This is a genomic window from Synechococcus sp. CC9605 (genome assembly GCF_000012625.1).
In the GTDB taxonomy this organism is placed as follows: Bacteria; Cyanobacteriota; Cyanobacteriia; order PCC-6307; family Cyanobiaceae; genus Parasynechococcus.
Window position 1 is genome coordinate 1,886,592 of the sequence record NC_007516.1, and the last position, 19,121, is coordinate 1,905,712.

16 protein-coding genes are annotated in these 19,121 nt (G+C 62.8%); 10 read left to right on the forward strand and 6 right to left on the reverse strand.

Annotated features, from left to right (window positions below):
- Positions 1 to 22: 22 nt before the first annotated feature.
- From SYNCC9605_RS10315 to rpsT, 4 genes are all read right to left on the reverse strand, one after another.
- Positions 23 to 1,927 carry a DNA-directed RNA polymerase subunit gamma gene (locus SYNCC9605_RS10315; RefSeq protein WP_011365015.1) on the reverse strand — a complete coding sequence of 635 codons (1,905 nt, stop codon included), beginning with the start codon at positions 1,925 to 1,927 and terminating at the stop codon, positions 23 to 25.
- Between the two features lie 48 nt (positions 1,928 to 1,975).
- On the reverse strand, positions 1,976 to 5,269 hold the full coding sequence (rpoB, locus tag SYNCC9605_RS10320) for a DNA-directed RNA polymerase subunit beta (protein ID WP_011365016.1): 3,294 nt from the start codon (positions 5,267 to 5,269) through the stop codon (positions 1,976 to 1,978).
- Positions 5,270 to 5,550: 281 nt separating this feature from the next.
- Positions 5,551 to 6,339: a TatD family hydrolase gene (locus SYNCC9605_RS10325; protein WP_011365017.1), complete on the reverse strand. Its 789-nt coding sequence runs from the start codon at positions 6,337 to 6,339 to the stop codon at positions 5,551 to 5,553.
- Between the two features lie 48 nt (positions 6,340 to 6,387).
- A complete protein-coding gene (gene rpsT / locus SYNCC9605_RS10330) occupies positions 6,388 to 6,684 on the reverse strand; it encodes a 30S ribosomal protein S20 (RefSeq protein WP_011365018.1) in 297 nt (98 codons plus the stop codon).
- A 108-nt stretch (positions 6,685 to 6,792) separates the two neighbouring features.
- Here rpsT and hisD point away from each other — a divergent pair, with 108 nt between their 5' ends.
- Positions 6,793 to 8,100 (forward strand): histidinol dehydrogenase, encoded by a 1,308-nt coding sequence (gene hisD / locus SYNCC9605_RS10335; protein ID WP_011365019.1) that lies wholly within the window; start codon positions 6,793 to 6,795, stop codon positions 8,098 to 8,100.
- Here hisD and rpiA read toward each other — a convergent pair.
- Both rpiA and SYNCC9605_RS10345 read right to left on the reverse strand, forming a co-directional pair.
- The gene (gene rpiA / locus SYNCC9605_RS10340; RefSeq protein WP_011365020.1) at positions 8,093 to 8,812 is read right to left on the reverse strand and encodes a ribose-5-phosphate isomerase RpiA; all 720 of its coding nucleotides are present in this window, start codon (positions 8,810 to 8,812) and stop codon (positions 8,093 to 8,095) included. The two genes, hisD and rpiA, sit on opposite strands and share 8 nt — an antisense overlap.
- 38 nt (positions 8,813 to 8,850) lie before the next feature.
- Positions 8,851 to 9,915: a trypsin-like peptidase domain-containing protein gene (locus tag SYNCC9605_RS10345; RefSeq protein ID WP_049749530.1), complete on the reverse strand. Its 1,065-nt coding sequence runs from the start codon at positions 9,913 to 9,915 to the stop codon at positions 8,851 to 8,853.
- Positions 9,916 to 10,099: 184 nt separating this feature from the next.
- Between SYNCC9605_RS10345 and grrP the strand changes: the two genes are divergently transcribed.
- The 9 genes from grrP to infB all read left to right on the forward strand — a co-directional run bounded on the left by grrP (position 10,100) and on the right by infB (position 19,112).
- Complete coding sequence (gene grrP / locus SYNCC9605_RS10350) at positions 10,100 to 10,960, forward strand: extracellular substrate binding-like orphan protein GrrP (RefSeq protein WP_011365022.1); 861 nt, start codon at positions 10,100 to 10,102, stop codon at positions 10,958 to 10,960.
- A 40-nt stretch (positions 10,961 to 11,000) separates the two neighbouring features.
- On the forward strand, positions 11,001 to 11,402 hold the full coding sequence (grrA, locus tag SYNCC9605_RS10355) for a GrrA/OscA1 family cyclophane-containing rSAM-modified RiPP (RefSeq protein WP_011365023.1): 402 nt from the start codon (positions 11,001 to 11,003) through the stop codon (positions 11,400 to 11,402).
- A complete protein-coding gene (gene grrM, locus SYNCC9605_RS10360) occupies positions 11,399 to 12,598 on the forward strand; it encodes a cyclophane-forming radical SAM/SPASM peptide maturase GrrM/OscB (RefSeq protein ID WP_011365024.1) in 1,200 nt (399 codons plus the stop codon). The genes grrA and grrM overlap by 4 nt, the downstream gene beginning before the upstream one ends.
- Before the next feature lie 41 nt (positions 12,599 to 12,639).
- On the forward strand, positions 12,640 to 13,059 hold the full coding sequence (locus SYNCC9605_RS10365; RefSeq protein WP_011365025.1) for a hypothetical protein: 420 nt from the start codon (positions 12,640 to 12,642) through the stop codon (positions 13,057 to 13,059).
- Between the two features lie 57 nt (positions 13,060 to 13,116).
- A complete protein-coding gene (locus tag SYNCC9605_RS10370; RefSeq protein ID WP_257929148.1) occupies positions 13,117 to 13,374 on the forward strand; it encodes a hypothetical protein in 258 nt (85 codons plus the stop codon).
- A 110-nt stretch (positions 13,375 to 13,484) separates the two neighbouring features.
- Positions 13,485 to 13,952, forward strand: coding sequence for a ribosome maturation factor RimP (gene rimP, locus SYNCC9605_RS10375; RefSeq protein ID WP_011365027.1), 468 nt, complete (start codon positions 13,485 to 13,487; stop codon positions 13,950 to 13,952).
- Positions 13,953 to 14,007: 55 nt separating this feature from the next.
- The gene (gene nusA / locus SYNCC9605_RS10380; RefSeq protein ID WP_011365028.1) at positions 14,008 to 15,453 is read left to right on the forward strand and encodes a transcription termination factor NusA; all 1,446 of its coding nucleotides are present in this window, start codon (positions 14,008 to 14,010) and stop codon (positions 15,451 to 15,453) included.
- Positions 15,450 to 15,728 (forward strand): YlxR family protein, encoded by a 279-nt coding sequence (locus tag SYNCC9605_RS10385; RefSeq protein ID WP_011365029.1) that lies wholly within the window; start codon positions 15,450 to 15,452, stop codon positions 15,726 to 15,728. The genes nusA and SYNCC9605_RS10385 overlap by 4 nt, the downstream gene beginning before the upstream one ends.
- A gap of 69 nt (positions 15,729 to 15,797) precedes the next feature.
- The gene (infB, locus tag SYNCC9605_RS10390) at positions 15,798 to 19,112 is read left to right on the forward strand and encodes a translation initiation factor IF-2 (RefSeq protein WP_011365030.1); all 3,315 of its coding nucleotides are present in this window, start codon (positions 15,798 to 15,800) and stop codon (positions 19,110 to 19,112) included.
- Positions 19,113 to 19,121: the final 9 nt, after the last annotated feature.

Sequence of the window (19,121 nt, forward strand, 5' to 3'; positions counted from 1 at the left end):
GAAGAGGGACGTCTGGCTTGATTCAGGCGGCGGCCACCGCGTCGATGATCGTGTGATTCATCACCACGCGGCCCACAGTGGTGAGGATGTAGCGACTGATCAGGGCACCGTCTTCATCGAAACGGTCGCGGCGGTAGCTCCACTCTTCGATGCGCGTGCCATCGCTGAGGGATTCGCTCTTGCTGGGCGCATCCAGCTCTTCATCGTCCTGAACTTCACCGTTGAAGCGGACCCACACCCAGTCGTGCAGACCGATCCGGTTGTCTTCGAAGGCATGGATGACATCCTCCAGACCCGCAAAAGTGCAGCTGCGATCGCCGAAGTCGGGCTTGGAGGCACCGGGTTGAAGCGCCGTCAGGTAGTAGGAGCCCAGCACCATGTCCTGGGACGGGGTGATGATCGGCTCGCCGGTCGCAGGCGACAGGATGTTGTTGCTGGCCAGCATCAGCATGCGGGCCTCGGTCTGCGCCTCGATGGCCAGGGGCACATGGACGGCCATCTGGTCACCGTCGAAGTCAGCGTTGAAGGCTGGGCAGACCAGGGGGTGCAGCTGAATGGCGCGGCCATCCACCAGCTTGGGTTCGAAGGCCTGAATGCCGAGACGGTGCAGGGTTGGAGCACGGTTCAGCAGGATCGGGTGACCCTCGATCACCTCCTGCAGCACCTGCATCACTTCATCATCGGCCCGCTGAATCAGCTTCTTGGCCGCCTTGATGTTGTTGACGATGTTCTGGCGGATCAGGCGGTGGATCACGAAAGGCTGGAACAGTTCGATCGCCATCTCCTTGGGCAGACCGCACTGGTGCATCTTCAGCTTCGGACCCACCACGATCACGGAACGACCGGAGTAGTCGACCCGCTTACCAAGGAGGTTCTGACGGAAGCGGCCCTGCTTGCCTTCAATGATGTCGCTCAGTGACTTGAGCGGACGGTTGTTGGCACCCACCACGGTGCGACCGCGACGGCCATTGTCGATCAGGGCATCGACGGCCTCCTGCAGCATCCGCTTCTCGTTGCGGACGATGATTTCAGGGGCCAGGATTTCCTGGAGCCTCGCCAGACGGTTGTTGCGGTTAATCACCCGCCGGTAGAGATCGTTGAGATCGCTGGTAGCGAAGCGACCACCATCGAGCTGCACCATCGGGCGCAGGTCGGGCGGAATCACCGGGATCACATCCAGCACCATCCACTCGGGACGGGCGTTGGTGGCGATGAAGTTGTCGATCACGCGCAGACGCTTGATCAACTTTGCGCGCTTCTGACCCTTGCTGCCGTTGATCTCCTCCCGCAGCTGCTCAGCCACTTCATCGAGGGTGAGATCTTCCAGCAGTTGCTTGAGGGCCTCGGCACCGATGCCCACCACGGGCTCGTTCTCGATCTCGGAATCTTCGGCGTAGATCTCGTCTTCAATTTCCAGCCACTCGTCTTCGGTGAGCAGCTGCTTGTACTTCAGATCCTTGTGGTCGCCTGGATCCAGCACCACGTAGCAGTTGAAGTAAACGATCTGCTCCACATCCCGCAGGGGCATGTCCAGCAGGATGGCCACGTAGCTGGGAATCCCCTTCAGGTACCAGACATGAGAGACGGGGGCCGCCAGCTTGATGAAACCCATGCGGTGACGACGCACGCGGCTCTCGGTGACCTCCACACCACAGCGTTCACAAACGATGCCCCGGTGACGCACCCGCTTGTACTTGCCGCAGTGGCATTCCCAATCTTTGGACGGGCCAAAGATCTTTTCGCAGAACAGCCCGTCCATCTCAGGCTTGAGGGTGCGGTAGTTGATGGTCTCCGGCTTGGTGACCTCACCGACCACCTGGCCGTTGGGCAGGGTGCGCTGTCCCCACTCCATCACCCGATCGGGTGAGGCGAGGGTGATCTTGACGTAATCGAAGTGGTTCTCGGTGCGGAGGTTGCTGTTGGTCATTGACGGTTAAGGAAGAAGGAGCGGGGAATCGGTTCGTTCGTTGATCCGTCAGTCCTCGTCGTAATCCGCGACGCCGAGGGATTCGTAGGTGGGCCTGCTGGGGGTGCTGCGACGTGGGTTCACGTCCTGCATCAGATCCACTTCCTTGCCTTCGTCGGTGTAGACGGCGATGTCCAGCCCCAGGGACTGAAGCTCGCGCATCAGCACCTTGAAGGATTCCGGAGTACCTGGGCGGGGGATCGGCTTGCCCTTGACGATGGCGTTGAGGGCCTCGTTGCGGCCCTGCATGTCGTCGGACTTGACCGTAAGCAGTTCCTGCAGGGTGTATGCGGCGCCATAGGCCTCGAGGGCCCACACCTCCATCTCACCCAGACGCTGACCACCTTGCTGTGCCTTACCGCCCAGGGGCTGCTGGGTGACCAGGGAGTAGGGGCCGGTGGAGCGTGCGTGAATCTTGTCGTCCACCAGGTGAACCAGCTTGAGGAAGTGGGAGTAACCCACGGCCACGGGCTGGTCGAAGGGCAGGCCGGTGCGGCCATCCCGCAGCTGCAGCTTGCCTGGATCCTCTGGGTCGTAAACCCAACCCTTACCGGGCTGCTTGGCGGCTTCCTTGAGGAAGGTCTCGACGGTTTGCTGGGACTTCTCAGCACCGTGCATCTCATCGAAGGGAACGATGCGCACGCGGCAATCGAGGTTGGACGCTGCCCAACCCATCAGCAGCTCGAACACCTGACCCACATTCATCCGGCTCGGCACACCCAGGGGGTTGAGCACGATGTCGACCGGGGTGCCGTCGGGCAGATAGGGCATGTCCTCTCGGGGAAGGATGCGGCTGATGATGCCCTTGTTGCCGTGGCGGCCAGCCATCTTGTCGCCGACCTGGATCTTGCGGCGCTGGGCCACATAAACCCGCACCACCATGTTGGCGCCGGGGGGCAGCTCATCACCCTGTTCACGGGTGTAGATGCGCACATCCACAACGCGGCCACGCTCGGTGCCGGGCACCCGCAGGGAGTTGTCGCGCACATCACGGGCCTTCTCACCGAAGATCGCGCGCAGCAGCTTCTCTTCCGGCGGCTGGTCGGATTCACCCTTGGGCGTCACCTTGCCGACGAGGATGTCGCCGCTTTCAACGAAAGCGCCCACGCGGATGATGCCCATCTCGTCGAGGTTGCCAAGGCTTTCCTCAGCGACGTTGGGGATCTCACGGGTGATCTCCTCAGGTCCCAGCTTGGTCTGACGCGCTTCGATCTCGTACTTCTCGATGTGAACCGAGGTGTAGAGGTCGTCGGTGACCAGACGCTCGCTCACCAGCAGCGCGTCCTCGTAGTTGTAACCCTCCCAGGGCATGTAAGCGATCAGAACGTTCTGACCCAGGGCGATCTCACCGCCTTCACAGGCCGAGCCATCCGCCATCACCTGACCTACGATCACCGGATCGCCACAGCGGACGATTGGGCGCTGGTTCAGACAGGTGTCCTGGTTGGAGCGCTGATACTTCTGCAGGAAGTGGGTGTGGTCGTTGCCGTCCTCGTCCTGAACAACGATGGCGTTGGCATCCACATAGGTGACGGTGCCATTCACCCGGGAGATCGGCACCATGCCGGAGTCGCGGGCCACCTGGGTTTCCAGGCCGGTGCCCACCAGGGCACGCTCAGGGCGAAGCAACGGCACAGCCTGACGCTGCATGTTGGAGCCCATCAGGGCGCGGTTGGCGTCGTCGTGCTCCAGGAAAGGAATCAGGGACGTTGCCACGGAGATCACCTGTACTGGTGACAGGGCGACGTAGTCGACCTGCTCAGGGGGGACCTTCTCGAAGTCCTGGCGATAACGCACAGGAATCAGATCCGCCGAGATCCGGCCGTCGTCCTCGGTGGCCACGTCACCAGGGGCGACGCGCACTTCGTCTTCCCGGTCGGCAGACAGGTAGATCGGATCGCCGTCCTTGAGAACGACACCGTACTCAACCTTCCAGAACGGCGTTTCGATGAAGCCGTACTCGTTGACCCGGGCGTGGGTGGCCAGGGAGTTGATCAGACCGGCGTTGGGACCTTCTGGCGTCTCAATCGGGCAGAGACGGCCGTAGTGGGAGGGGTGAATGTCGCGGACGGCGAAGCCGGCACGCTCACGGGTGAGACCGCCGGGTCCAAGGGCCGAGATACGGCGTTTGTGGGTGAGCTCAGCCAGAGGGTTGGTCTGGTCCATGAACTGGCTCAGCTGACTGGAGCCGAAGAACTCCTTGATCGCCGCCACCAGGGGCTTGGGGTTCACCAACTGGGCCGGGGTCAGCGAATCGGTTTCGCCGACGGTCATCCGTTCCTTGATGATCCGCTCAAGACGGTTCAAACCCACCCGAACTTGGTTCTGCAGGAGTTCGCCCACGGAACGCACGCGGCGGTTACCGAGGTGGTCGATGTCGTCGAGGCTGGCACCACCGACATCCAGTTCCAGGTTGATCAGGTAATCGAGGGTCGAGAGCACGTCCTCATGGGTGAGGGTGCGCACCGTGTCGGGGATGGTGAGGCGCAGCTTCTTGTTGATTTTGTAGCGGCCGACCCGACCGAGGTCGTAGCGCTTGGGATCGAAGAAACGGGTCTGCAGCAGCTGCTGACCACCACTCACTGAGGGGGGTTCACCTGGGCGCAGTTTCTTGTAGAGCTCAAGCAGCGCCTGGTCTTCCGAACTGATGCCCTCATCGTTTGCGGCATCAATCGACTTCTTGTAGAACTCGGGGTGACGCAGCTTGTCGAGCACGTCGTTGTCGGAGAGACCCATGGCACGCATGAGCACGTGCGCGTTGATCTTGCGGGTCTTGTCCACACGAACGTGGAGCAAGTCGTTCTTATCGGTCTCAAACTTCAGCCAGGCACCCCGGTTGGGGATGACGCTGGCGTTGTAAGTGCGCCGACCGTTCTTGTCCATTTCATCCTTGAAATAGACACCAGGGCTGCGCACGATCTGGTTCACGATCACGCGCTCAGCGCCGTTGATGATGAACGTGCCGCGCTCGGTCATCAGCGGCAGTTCGCCGATGAAGACCTCCTGCTCCTTGATCTCACCGGTCTCCTTGTTGACCAGGCGGCAGGTCACGTACATCTGTGACGCGAAGGTCGCATCACGTCGCTTGGCCTCTTCCACATCGTGGCGGGGGCGCTTCAGGCGGTACTCACTACCAATGAAATGCAGCTCCAGCTTGCCGGTGTAATCCGTGATCGGAGAGAAGCTTTCCAGCTCCTCGATCAGACCTTGATCCAAAAACCACTTAAAGCTGGCCCGCTGCACCTCCACCAGATCAGGGAGGTAGGTGGCGGTCTTGGCGACCTGAATCGCGCTGCTGCTCATGCGGGGACCGGCAGAGAGGACGAAGGGACTGGGAAGGACTGGATTGGCGGCAGAAGCTCACCTGACAAGACGATTCGACACAACAGAGGCACCGACGGTTTCCAGGACGGAACCTACAGAGCCGCTGCTGCTGTTCAGAAATCGCGGGTCAGATCAGCTGACGACGACAAGTGCACCGGAAGGAAATGGACGCTTCAGGCACCACACACAAGACGGAATCTTGCACATGGCCAGGCCAATACAACATCTTACATATGGACTCGACCTCCTTGGAACTCCGGTTAAGGGAGTCCGAACAAACGGCGGGCGTTGGCGGTGCTGCTGCAGGCCACACTGTCGAGATCCACGCCGCGCAGCTCAGCCACCCGCGTGGCAACGGAGGCCACGAAAGCCGGCTCGTTGCGCTTGCCGCGGCGGGGCACAGGGGCCAGGAAAGGGCAATCGGTTTCCACCAAAAAACGATCCTCCGGCACCTGACGGGCGCAGTCGTGGGTGGGCTCCGCCTTGGGAAAGGTGACGGTGCCGCTGAAGCTGATGTAAAAGCCGAGCTCCAGGAACTGGTGCATTTCATCGGGGGTGCCGCCCCAGCAATGCATCACCCCTCCGGGGCAACGGCTCTGCGACTTGCGGGCCCGCAGTTCCTCCAGCATCGGCTCAGCGGCATCTCGGCAGTGGATGATCACCGGCAGGTTTAATTCCACCGCTAAGTCCAATTGAGGACGCAGCACAGCAAGCTGCTCCACGAGATTCTTGTCTCGGAAGAGATCTAGGCCGAGTTCGCCGATGGCGACCACTCGATCGTCCTCCAGAGCCGCCCGGCGCAGCACCGCCATCGTGTCATCCCGCCAATGCTCGGTGTCCAATGGGTGGACGCCGACGGAATAACGCATCTCCGGGAATCGATCCGCCAGGGCGCGAATCGCCGGAATTTCGGAGGGTTCGACGCAGGCGTGCAGCAGAGCGCCAACCCCAGCCTCACGCCAACGCGAGGCCACCTCATCGAGGTCGTCATCAAAGTTGCGAAAGACGATGTGACAGTGGCTGTCAATCAACGTCGGAGTGGGGGACACAGCTGGACCGAAACGCGCTTTCGGTCCATTCTGCCGGTTGAAACCGAATCAGCTGGCGGGCTCGAGCACCTTGCGCACGGCCGCACTGAGGCGGGACTTCTGATTGGCGCCGTTGTTGCGGTGCAGCACACCCACCTTCACGGCCTTGTCGATCTTGCTGAAAGCGGCACGCATGGAGGTCTGCACGCTGGCCTTGGCTTCATCACCAGGGGTGGCGCTGTAGGCATCACAGGCGGCGAAGCAGCGCTTCATCAGGGTGCGCATCGACGACTTGTAGGTGCGGTTGCGCAGACGGTTGCGCTCAGCAATCTCAATCCGCTTCTTGGCTGACTTGTTATTGGCCACTGAGGCTTCAACGTTGCGAACAATCCATCACCTTACTCCTTGACAGGACCCCCTCCCTCGGATTGTGGAGTCCTAACTTGGCCGAACTCTCCCACTGTTTCTTTGTCTGTGAGCCAGCCGGCCGTTGCTCCCCTTCGCATCGTGCGGGATCTGGACCGGGCCCAGACGGAGCTGAAACGGTTGTCGAGCCGCACCACGCAAACCCAGCAGGGTGAAGCCCGTGAGCGGGTTGAATCCATTCTCGCAGCGGTGCGCGACCGCGGTGATGCCGCCATTGCCGACTACACCGAACGGTTCGATGGCTTCCGGCCCGAACCGATGGCGGTGTCGCCCGAGGCCCTCGAACAGGCCTGGACGTCGCTGCCGACCAACCTGCGGGATGCCCTAGAGCTGGCCCATCGCCGCATCACCGACTTCCACCAACGCCAACGTCCCGCCGATCTGGCGGTGACGGGCCCCCATGGCGAACAGCTTGGGCGGCGCTGGCGACCGGTGGAGCGGGCGGGTCTCTACGTGCCCGGAGGACGGGCGGCCTACCCCAGCACCGTGTTGATGAATGCTGTTCCAGCCCGGGTCGCCGGCGTCAAAAACGTGGTGATCTGTTCCCCCGCTGGACGTGATGGTGCGGTGAACCCCGTGGTACTGGCAGCGGCCCACCTGGCCGGCGTGAAAACGGTGTTCCGCCTCGGAGGTGCCCAAGCTGTCGCCGCCATGGCCTATGGCAGCGAGAGCGTTCCCAAGGTGGACGTGATCAGTGGCCCCGGGAACCTCTACGTCACCCTGGCGAAACAGGCGGTGTACGGCCAGGTGGCCATCGATTCCCTGGCGGGACCAAGCGAAGTGCTGGTGATCGCAGACCACTCCGCCAAGCCCGATCAGGTGGCAGCGGATCTGTTGGCGCAGGCGGAGCACGACCCCCTGGCGGCTGCGGTGCTGATCACCACCGACCCTGCACTGGCCGACGGGATCAACGCCGCAGTGGCCGAACAGCTGGCCGATCACCCCCGCCAGGAGATCTGCGAAGCCGCTTTGCGGGACTGGGGGCTGGTGGTGGTCTGCGACGACCTTGAAAGCTGTGCCCGCCTCAGCGACAGCTTCGCTCCCGAACACTTAGAGCTGCTGGTGGAGCGGCCCGAGCCCCTGGCGGATCGCATTCAGAACGCCGGAGCCATTTTCCTAGGCCCCTGGTCTCCAGAAGCCGTGGGGGATTACCTGGCAGGCCCGAACCACACGCTGCCCACCTGTGGAGCCGCGCGTTTCAGCGGAGCCCTGAGTGTTGAGACCTTCATGCGCCACACCTCGCTGATCGGTTTCAACCGGGCTGCCCTAGAAGCAACGGGTTCAGCTGTGCAGGAGCTGGCCACCAGTGAAGGCCTGCACAGCCACGCTGAGTCGGTGCGGCGGCGCCTCAGCTGAGGCGCTTCTGCAGACTGCGGACACCCGCAACGCCATCAGTGATTTCACCGACCAACACCTCATCGGTGATGTTGACGAACAGGCCGTTCTCCAGCACACCTGGAATGTTGTTGATCGTCTGCTCCAGGGCCACTGGATCGCTGATGCCGCCATCGAGCTTGGCGTCCAGCACCAGGTTGCCCTGATCGGTGACCACAGGGCCTGCCTTGCGCTGGGCCATTCGGAGCTCAGCACTGCCCCCGAGAGCTTCCAGCTGCTGCTTCACCTGGCGCCAGGCCCCGGGTAGCACTTCCACCGGCAGCAGAAAACCGAGGTTGAGACGGTCCACCAGTTTGGTGGAGTCCACCACCACTACAAAACGATCCGCCCGTGCCGCCACGAGTTTTTCCTGCACGTGGCAAGCGCCACCGCCCTTGATCAATTGGAAGCCAGGGTCGACTTCGTCAGCACCATCGATGGCCAGATCAATCCGGCTGACGGCGTTGAGGCTGAGCAGGGGGATGTTGAGCTCAGCGGCCAGCACCTCTCCCTGGAAAGAGGTGGTAACACCGACGATGTCTTTGAGTTCTCCGCTGGCGAGCTTGGCCCCCAGGCCCTGAATCATCAGGGCGGCGGTGGAGCCTGACCCCAGGCCCAGAACCATGCCGTCCTTGATCTGTTCCACGGCGGCATCAGCCACCGCCTGCTTCATCTGGGTCTGTAGATCAGCCATCAGGTCACGTCCTTTGGGCGCGACCGTAGCAAGGGGTTTCAGGCCATCCCAGGCAGGGGCTCAGGTTTGACGGACAGGGTCAGCTCGCGGCCCGCCCGCAGCACCTTCAGAGGCAGTGGAACATCGATGGCGGCGGCATCCACCACCTCGAGCAGCGCCTGAGGGTCAGCAATCTCGCGCTCATCCACCGTGATCAACAGATCGCCGCGGCGCAGTCCTGCTTTTTCGGCCGGGCCATCGGGAAGCACGGCTTGCACCAGGGCACCGCTGCGTTCCGGCAGCTGCACCAGGGCATTGGGGTCCTTGTTGTGCTCGCGCGCGATACGCGGTGTGAGCGCCACCAGTTGCAGACCGATGTAAGGATGCACCACCTCACCCTGCTGCTGGAGCTGATCCGCCACTCGGCGGGCCAGGTTGATCGGGATGGCAAAACCGAGGCCGGCCCCAGGTCCCGACCGCACCAATGTGTTGATGCCAATCACCTGGCCATCGCCGTTCACCAACGGCCCTCCGGAATTGCCGGGGTTGATAGCAGCGTCAGTCTGAATCAGTTCCAGCCGTTTGTCGGCGAAGCCAAGACTGTTGATGTTGCGGTGCAGGCTGCTGACGATGCCCAGGGTCACCGTGCGTTCCAATCCGAATGGAGTGCCGAGGGCGATCGCCCAATCGCCCACCTGCATGGCTTCCGAATCACCCAAGGGAGCCCGTGGCGGCAGTTGATCGCCCTCGAGACGCACCAGGGCCAGGTCTGTCACCGCATCGGTGCCCACCACCCGTCCATCCCGCTGTTCTCCGTCGGCCAGGGTGACGCTGACGGACTCAACCCGATCCACCACATGGGCATTGGTGAGCACAAGGCCCTTGGCATCGATCACCACACCAGAGCCTTGGCCCCGTTCCCGCTCCGGGCCAGCTGGAGGATCCCCCAGAAGGTCCCGCAGCAGGGGATCAAGCAGCGTGGGGTCAAACGGCTGACGTTCCACGGTGCGCTCGGTGTCGATCCGAACCACCGCCGGAGCAACCCGCTGAACGGCATCGGCCACAAAGCTGTGCTCCAGGGCCTGCGCTGAGGCACCTTCACCGACCAGGACCGCTACAGCCATCAGAACGGCCAGGAGTTGACGCAGGGCGTACCGCAACACACGACCTCTAATTGCCTTCTTTTTTATCGGATCCAGCCCGAAAAACGGGCTCTGATCCAAATCGATCGCAATCTCAGGACCTCTATTGCGATGCGCGGTCGAGCTTGGACATTCCAGCTAACTACTAAGCAAACGCAGTTTTTGCATGCGTGCACTTCTGGCTCCAGCGGCAGCTCTGCTTGCCCTGGCTGGCCCGGTTGCCCTCACCCCTCAAGCCTCCGCGGAGAGCACAACGCTCAAGGCGGTGATCTTTGAGGAGGTCAAGCCGCTATATCAAAAAACAGACTCCGCCTACGAAGGCCTCGGGGTTGACGTTCTTGAACAGATCCGGATCCAGGCCAAGCGCCGCAAAGTGGACTACCGGGTGGCCAAGTCGGTGAACGAAGGCATCGGCGCCGTAATCACCGGCAAGGCCGACATCGCCTGCGGCGTGGCCTTTACCTGGGGCCGCTCCACGAAAGTCTCCTACAGCCTTCCCTTCGGCGTTGGTGGCACCCGTCTGCTAATGGCCAGCGACACCACCGTCGATGGAACCCCGGCCTCACTGGAGGGCCAAACGATTGGTGTGGTGAAGGACACCGCCTCAGCCCAGGTGCTGAGGAACGTGGTCCCTGGCGCCACGCTGAAGAATTTCACCACCCCCAAGGAAGCGTTGGACGCCTTCTACGCGGGCGAAATTTCGATTCTTGGGGGCGGAACGCTGTGGCTGGCCGCCAACAGCCGCATCGACAAGACGGCGCTGCTGCCCTTCCGTCCCTACGGCCGATCCGGCATCAGCTGCATCGTCAACCAAAACAACGGCAAGCTGCTCTCCTCCACCAACATCGCGTTGGGCCAGATGATGCAGGCCTACATGGATGGTGATGCGGGAACGCGCCGCATGATCAACCGTTGGATCGGCCCCGGCAGCGATGTGGGCCTGAGCCAGGACGTGATCCGCTCCCTATACGGCCTGATCCTCAGCATCACAGCAGAGATCAATACCCCTGCGACACCAGGAATCTGACACCTCATCAATTTCATTTTTCCTCTATTGATCAATAGCCATGAAGCGTTCTCTGATTGCTTTTCATGCACTGCTGGCCTCCAGCGCCGTGCTCAGCCAGACAGCTGAAGCTAGCTCCACCTACACCGCTCCGGAGTATCTGAACGGAGCAGCCAAAGCCAACAGCATTGAAGCCCGAATTGAAGCGGTGCGGAACACCGACTGGGGCAGCCTGCTTAACGGTCCCGAAATTGAAGACGAGCTTGTCGCCAAGAGCAAGTGGAAGAACGGCAAGGGCAAGAAATTCGGCAACAGCCGCGGCAAAGGCAAGTGGGGCAACGGCAAGAGCGGCAACAAGTGGGGCAATAGCCGCCGCACCTGGGGCAACGGCAACTACTACGGCGGTTGGCGCAACGGTGGTGGTGGCTGGGGCAACGGCGGCGGCGGCTTCGTTAACTGGTGATCGTTTCCTCTCCCAACGTCGGGCCCGACCTCAACCGGTTCGGGCCCATCGGCCTCGTGGTGGTGCAGTCCACTTCGCTGTGCAACCTCGATTGTTCGTATTGCTATCTGCCGGACCGGCAGAAGAAGCGGGTCTTTGACCTGGATCTGCTGCCCCTGCTGATGCAGCGGATTCTGGAAAGCCCCTATGCCGGCCCTGAATTTTCCCTGGTTTGGCATGCCGGTGAACCACTCACCCTGCCCACCAGTTGGTACGACGAGGCGACGTCGATCCTGTATCGCAGCCTTGATCAGTTCAATGCGCAGGGGCTGGATTTCACCCAGCACGTGCAAACCAACGCCACGTTGATCAACGACGCGTGGTGCGACTGCTTCCGGCGCAACCGCATCGTGGTGGGCATCAGTGTGGATGGCCCTGAGGACATCCACGACGCCCACCGGCGCTTCCGCAACGGGCGCGGTTCCCATGCCATGGCGATGAAGGGAATTGAAGCCCTGCATCGCAACGATGTGCCCTTCCACTGCATCTCGGTGGTGACCGCCGATGCCATGGAGCAACCGGAGCGGATGTATAGCTTCTTCCGCGACAACGGCATCACCGATGTGGGCTTCAACGTTGAGGAGCAGGAGGGGATCAACACGAGCTCCTCAATGCAGGGGTCCGCAATGGAGGAGAAATACCGCAACTTCCTGCGGGCCTTCTGGCGGCTGAGCGAGCAAGACGGCTATCCCGTGGTGCTGCGCGAATTCGAGCAGGTGATCAGCCTGATCCAAGGCAATGCGCGGATGACCCAGAACGAGCTGAATCGCCCGTTCTCGATCCTCAGCGTCGATTGGGAGGGCAATTTCTCCACCTTCGACCCCGAGCTGCTTTCGGTAGCCAGTGACCGCTACGGCAGCTTCAACCTCGGCAATCTCAAGGATCTGTCGCTGGTGGAGTCCACCCACACCGAGCAGTTCCGTTGGCTGATGGCCGACATGAGCAGCGGCGTGGAGACCTGCCACAAGGGCTGCGAGTACTTCGGCCTCTGTGGCGGGGGCAACGGCAGCAACAAGTTCTGGGAACACGGCACCCTCGCCTCCAGCGAAACCAACGCCTGCCGCTTCGGGACCCAGATCCCGACGCAAGTGCTGTTGGAGCGCTTTGAAGAAGGTCCGCCGCTGACTCCCCTCACACCCAATCCATCAGATTCTTAATTCGATCCATCGCTGCTCTGCCCGTCCTGGGCCTGCTGCTCATGCCGATGCAGGCCAATGCCGCCTGCAGCTTTCTGCCCCCGGTGGGCGGCGGTGACCCGATTGTGAAAAAGAAGGTGGAGCGTCCCAAGGGGCTGATCGGCAAAGCTATCGGCCGCACCAACTGGGACACCGATTTCGTGGTGGATCAGCCCTACCGCAGTTTCAAGCTGTTTTTCACCGCCGATTCCAGCGACCCCAGCAGCTATCCGGTCCAGGCCTTCCTCAAATTCAGCGATGGCGGCAACAGCAAGGTGGCTGATGAACAACTGCAGCCCCCCGTGGGCACGGGCCGGATGTTCGGCCCCTTCCAGCAGGTGCCTGGCAAGAGCATCAGCCAGGTGAATTTCAGGATCGGCGCCAACAAGGATCCACAAGCCACTGGATTCAGTTACCAGATCTCCGTTCAGGGCTGCCACTGATCGCACAGCGGCTCTCGAATCCACTGCTTAGGGTCGTTGGGTCTTGTGAGCTTCACCTTGAGCGCATCCTCCGCTTCACAACGCTGTGAGCTCTGCCAGGTCGTGGTCGAAGACCGACCTGGCCTCGTCGATGTGGTGACGTTCAGCAATGGCCCCCAGGGGAGCCGCAGCAAACTCTGGAGTCGCGTCTGTCAGTACGTGACCGATCCGGAGCGTCGGCGCCTCTGCATCAATCAGGATTCCGATGGGCGCGGCGCCGAGCAGCCGGGCGACGCCTTTCCCGATGCACCAGCCATCGATCTGGGCAACACCTGACGCCGGTCGGACGGTCCCGTACATTGAAGATGTGTCCGACGGGCATCTCCCTGCGGGAGATCGGTCACAACTGAAATGCACGTCGGGCCGACGTCCGCCCTCAGTTCGCATTGCCTCATCCTCTGCTTCCGGATCTCGAAACGCTGGCCACCAAGGTGGCCGCCAGCAAAGGTTTTGCCCTTTGCGGCATTCAACTGCTCACCCACATGAGCCCGATGACCCTGGAAGTGCAGATCCGCCACAGCAGTGGAGCGGATGTGAGCCTCGACGACTGCGCGGGTTTCAGCGGCGTGCTGGGGGATGCCCTTGAGGCCTCCACCCTGCTCACTGACGCGTATGTTCTGGAGATCAGCAGTCCCGGTATCGGCGACCAGCTGTCCAGCGATCGCGACTTTGAGACCTTCCGCGGGTTCCCCGTGGAGGTTCATCACCGCGACAAGGACGACAGCGAGCAACGTCTGGAGGGCCTCTTGCTCGAACGCGACGCCGACACGCTGCAGATCAACATTCGCGGGCGAATCAAACGAATTGCCCGGGATTGCGTGATTGGTGTCCGCCTCACGAGTCCAGGCAGCTGAACCAAGCGTTCACAGCCCCTGCAACCGCTCCCTTCATTTCCCCTAACCCAACGCGATGGCTCTCGTCCTGCTTCCCGGTCTCAGCAACCTGATCGACGACATCAGTGAAGAGAAGAAGCTGCCGCCTCAGGTGGTGGAAGCGGCCCTGCGGGAGGCCCTGCTGAAGGGCTATGAGCGCTACAGGCGCACCCTGTATCTCGGCATCAGCGAAGACCCCTTTGATGAGGAGTACTTCAGCAACTTTGACGTTGGCCTCGACCTGGAGGAGGAGGGCTACAGGGTTCTCGCCAGCAAGATCATTGTTGATGAGGTGGAGAGCGAAGACCACCAGATCGCGATCGCCGAGGTGATGCAGGTGGCCGATGACGCCCAGGTGGGCGACACGGTGGTGCTGGATGTCACCCCTGAGAAAGAGGATTTCGGCCGCATGGCCGCCGCCACCACCAAGCAGGTGCTGGCCCAGAAGCTGCGGGATCAGCAGCGCCGCATGATCCAGGAGGAGTTCGCTGATCTGGAGGATCCGGTGCTGACGGCCCGGGTGATCCGCTTCGAACGGCAGTCGGTGATCATGGCGGTCAGCTCAGGCCTGGGCCGTCCGGAAGTGGAGGCGGAGCTGCCCCGGCGCGATCAGCTGCCCAACGACAACTACCGCGCCAATGCCACCTTCAAGGTCTTCCTGAAAGAGGTGAGCGAAGTGCCCCGCCGGGGACCGCAGCTGTTCGTCAGCCGCTCCAATGCTGGGCTGGTGGTGTATCTGTTCGAGAACGAAGTTCCCGAAATCCAGGAAGGATCCGTTCGGATCGTGGCCGTGGCCCGTGAAGCCAATCCCCCCTCCCGTTCCGTGGGCCCCCGCACCAAGGTGGCCGTCGACAGCATTGAACGCGAGGTGGACCCGGTCGGCGCCTGCATCGGCGCCCGCGGCTCCCGCATCCAACAGGTGGTGAACGAACTGCGTGGAGAAAAAATCGACGTGATCCGCTGGTCCCAGGATCCGGGCCAATACATCGCCAATTCCCTCAGCCCCGCTCGGGTGGAAATGGTGCGTCTGGTGGATCCCGTGGGCCAGCACGCCCATGTGCTGGTGCCCCCCGATCAGCTGAGCCTGGCCATCGGCCGCGAGGGCCAGAACGTGCGTTTGGCCGCCCGACTCACCGGCTGGAAGATCGACATCAAGAACTCCACCGAATACGACCAAGAGGCCGAGGATGCCGTGGTGGCGGAGCTGATCTCCCAGCGGGAGGAAGAGGAAGCGCTCCAGCAGCAAGCCGAGGAACGGCTGGCCGCCGAACAGGCCGCTCGGGCGGAAGAGGATGCACGCCTGCGGGAGCTGTATCCGCTGCCCGAAGACGAAGAGGAGTACGGCGAGGAGCAGCCCGAGCAGGAGTTCTCTGAGGAGGAGCCCGCTGAGGTGGAAGCCGGCACCGAGTCCGAGACCGAAGCCACGGATGCAGCGGTTGAAGCCGATGCGGATGCCGATCCCGATCAGGAGCAGGTCCGGTGAGTGACCGCCCCGTCCTGCGTCGCTGCGTGGCCTGCCGCCAGCTCTTGGATCGCCGCCAACTCTGGAGGGTGATCCGCGACCATCAGGACGGAGTTCGCCTCGATGAGGGGATGGGCCGTTCGGCCTATCTCTGCCGCGAGGAGAACTGCCTTCAGGAGGCGACCCGTCGCAAACGCCTGCAGAAAGCCCTGCGTTGTCAGGTGCCCGAAACAGTGCTTGCGGTGTTGAAACAGCGGCTTAACCAAAGCGTTGGTGAATCCGCTGAGGCAGACTGAACATTGGCCCCACGTTGTGCGTGGCCACCGCGGCATTCCATGCCCGGACCGATCGGAGACCCGAACTGAATGACCAGCAGCGGCAAAGTCAGAATTTACGAGCTGTCCAAGGACCTCGGCCTTGAGAACAAGGACGTGCTGGATGCGGCTGAAAAGCTGTCGATCGCTGCGAAGAGCCACAGCAGCTCGATCAGTGACGCTGAAGCCGGAAAGATCCGTTCGCTGCTTGGCAAGGGCGGGAATGGTGCGAAACCCGCTGCCGCGGCCCCCGCCAAGCCCGCACCGGGCAAGGCCATCCTCTCGGTGAAGAAAGCGGCCCCCGCCACCCCGAGCAAGCCCACCCCGGCGGTGAGCAAGCCGGTTGCCAAGCCTGTGGCCGCTAAGCCCGTGGTCACCAAACCCGCGGCGGCGGTCAAACCACAGGCGGCCCCAAAGCCTCCCGCAGCAGCCACGCCCAAACCGGTGATCAGCAAGCCCGCACCGGCCCTAGTGAAAGCGGCGGCAGCACCGGCGCGACCAACGGCGGCAAAGCCCGTGCCTCGGCCTGCCGCGGCCAAGCCTCAGGTCGTCAGCAAGCCTGCTGCAGGCAAACCGAAACTCGTAAGCAAGCCCAAAGCTACTGCCAAACCCACGGCACCCACGCCACGGCCCACACCGGCTCGCCCGACGCCTCGCCCTGCAGGGGCTGGAAGTCCAGCACGGCCCACCCCCGGCCAGGGTCAGCCCAAGCCACAGATCATCCGTTCTGGGGCCCCGTCTCGGCCCGGTGCTCCAACCCGTGCCGGCGCTCCCGCGAAACCCGGCGCACCCTCACGCCCCACTCCCCGGCCTGAACTGGTCGGTAAACCCGTCCCCCGCCGTCCTGCGGGCACCGGCGTGCCTCAACGCCAGGGGGGGCCAAGCCGTCCGGGAGCACCCACCCGACAGGGTCGCCCTGGGATGCCTCCCCGCAGCGGCAACACCCTGGAACTGGTCGGCAAGCCGATTCGTCGCGACGGCAGCACCACCGGTAGCGGTCGTCCGGGAGCACCCACCCGTCCAGGAGCACCTGGACGCCCCGGAATGCCCGCTGGAATGCGCAAACCGGTGGCTCCCGGTGAGCTCATGCAGCTGCAGAAGCCTGTTGGCAGGCCAGCAGCACCGGCACCCCGTCGTCCCGATGCACCCACCAAAGCCGGTGCAGGTGCAGGAACGGCCACCCCGCCCGTGGCGCGTCCGAACTCCCCCTCGGCACCGCGTCGACCCAGCTTCCGTCCGGGTGGCCCAGGTGGCCAACGGCGGCCTGGTCGGCCCGACTGGGATGACAGCGCCCGGCTCGATGCTCTGCGCAGCCGCTCGCCGCAGAAACAGCGCCAGAAGGTGCACATCATCGGTGAGAACGACGACTCCCTGGCGGCACAGACCGGCGGTTTCGCCGGCGAGCAGGAGAACATGGTTCTCTCGGCGAGCCTTGCGCGTCCCGCCAAGCCCAAGTCGCAACAGCGCACGGCACCCAAGCCGGTGGCGGCAATGCGGAAGCGCAAGAAGGAAACCGCCCGTCAGCGTCAGCGCCGGCGTGCCATGGAGTTGCGAGCAGCTCGGGAAGCCAAGCAGGTGCGGCCCGAAATGATCGTGGTGCCGGAGGACAACCTCACGGTGCAGGAACTGGCAGACATGCTGAGCGTCGAAAGCTCGGAAATCATCAAATCCCTTTTCTTCAAAGGGATCATCGCCACGGTCACCCAGACCCTAGACATGCCAACAATCGAAGCCGTCGCCGACGAATTTGGTGTGCCGGTGCTGCAGGACGACGTGGAGGAGGCGGCCAAGAAGACCGTCGAAATGATCGAAGAGGCCGACAAGGCTCACCTGATCCGGCGTCCGCCCGTGGTCACCGTCATGGGCCACGTCGACCACGGCAAAACCAGCCTTCTGGATGCCATCCGTCAGGCCCGCGTCGCTGCGGGTGAGGCCGGAGGCATCACGCAGCACATCGGTGCGTATCAGGTTGAGATCGAGCACAACAACGAACAGCGCAAGCTCACCTTCCTGGACACTCCGGGCCACGAAGCGTTCACGGCCATGCGAGCCCGCGGCACCAAGGTGACCGACGTGGCTGTGCTGGTGGTGGCCGCCGATGACGGCGTCAGGCCGCAGACCCTGGAGGCCATCAGCCACGCCCGGGCCGCCGAAGTGCCGATCGTGGTGGCGATCAACAAGATCGATAAGGAAGGTTCATCGCCCGAACGGGTGAAACAGGAGCTGTCAGAGCAAAACCTGCTGGCGGAAGACTGGGGCGGCGATGTGGTGATGGTGCCGGTGAGCGCCATCAAGGGCGAAAACATCGACAAGCTGCTGGAGATGCTGCTGCTGGTCACCGAAGTGGAAGACCTGCAGGCCAACCCGGATCGTCTGGCCCGCGGCACTGTGATCGAAGCTCACCTCGACAAGGCCAAAGGCCCTGTCGCCACACTGCTGGTGCAAAACGGCACCCTCAAGACCGGCGACGTTCTGGCCGCTGGTCCGGTGCTGGGCAAGGTGCGCGCCATGGTGGACGACAACCGCCAACGGCTCAAGCAAGCTGGTCCTTCCTTTGCGGTGGAGGCCCTGGGCTTCAGCGAGGTGCCCACCGCCGGTGATGAGTTCGAGGTGTACCCCGACGAGAAATCGGCCCGTGCGGTTGTGGGCGATCGCGCCTCCGATGCCCGTGCCACCCGACTGGCTCAGCAGATGGCGTCACGACGCGTCTCGCTCACAGCCATGTCCGGCCAGGCCAATGACGGCGAACTCAAGGAACTCAACCTGATTCTCAAAGCCGACGTTCAGGGCTCTGTGGAAGCCATCCTCGGATCGCTCGAGCAGCTGCCCAAGGATGAGGTGCAGGTGAGGGTGCTGCTCTCGGCCCCTGGCGAGATCACCGAAACCGACGTCGACCTGGCAGCTGCCTCGGGCGCGGTGATCGTGGGCTTCAACACCTCCATGGCCTCCGGCGCCAAGAAAGCTGCGGATGCCACCGGCGTTGACGTTCGCGACTACGACGTGATCTACAAGCTTCTGGAAGACATCCAGATGGCGATGGAAGGTCTGCTGGAGCCGGAACTGGTGGAGGAAGCCCTGGGCGAAGCCGAGGTGCGCGCCGTTTTCACCATCGGCAAGAGCGCCGTGGCCGGCTGTTATGTCACCACCGGCAAGCTGCATCGCAACTGCCGGGTGCGGGTGCACCGCGGCAAACAGGTGGTTTACGAGGGCGACCTCGACTCCCTGCGTCGCAACAAGGATGACGTCAAGGAAGTGGCCACTGGCTTCGAATGTGGTGTCGGCACCGATCGGTTCGCCAACTGGGAAGAGGGGGATCGCATTGAGGCCTTCAAGATGGTCACCCAACGCCGCAAACTCACCACCTGACCCCGCAAG

What these genes read in the sequence shown, in the direction of transcription:
- SYNCC9605_RS10315 (WP_011365015.1), bottom strand. Translation starts at nt 1,927, where the DNA reads ATGACCAACAGCAACCTCCGCACCGAGAACCACTTCGATTACGTCAAG.
- rpoB (WP_011365016.1), bottom strand. Translation starts at nt 5,269, where the DNA reads ATGAGCAGCAGCGCGATTCAGGTCGCCAAGACCGCCACCTACCTCCCT.
- rpiA (WP_011365020.1), bottom strand. Translation starts at nt 8,812, where the DNA reads ATGGCTGATCTACAGACCCAGATGAAGCAGGCGGTGGCTGATGCCGCC.
- SYNCC9605_RS10345 (WP_049749530.1), bottom strand. Translation starts at nt 9,915, where the DNA reads ATGGCTGTAGCGGTCCTGGTCGGTGAAGGTGCCTCAGCGCAGGCCCTG.
- grrP (WP_011365022.1), top strand. Translation starts at nt 10,100, where the DNA reads ATGCGTGCACTTCTGGCTCCAGCGGCAGCTCTGCTTGCCCTGGCTGGC.
- grrA (WP_011365023.1), top strand. Translation starts at nt 11,001, where the DNA reads ATGAAGCGTTCTCTGATTGCTTTTCATGCACTGCTGGCCTCCAGCGCC.
- SYNCC9605_RS10365 (WP_011365025.1), top strand. Translation starts at nt 12,640, where the DNA reads ATGCCGATGCAGGCCAATGCCGCCTGCAGCTTTCTGCCCCCGGTGGGC.
- nusA (WP_011365028.1), top strand. Translation starts at nt 14,008, where the DNA reads ATGGCTCTCGTCCTGCTTCCCGGTCTCAGCAACCTGATCGACGACATC.
- infB (WP_011365030.1), top strand. Translation starts at nt 15,798, where the DNA reads ATGACCAGCAGCGGCAAAGTCAGAATTTACGAGCTGTCCAAGGACCTC.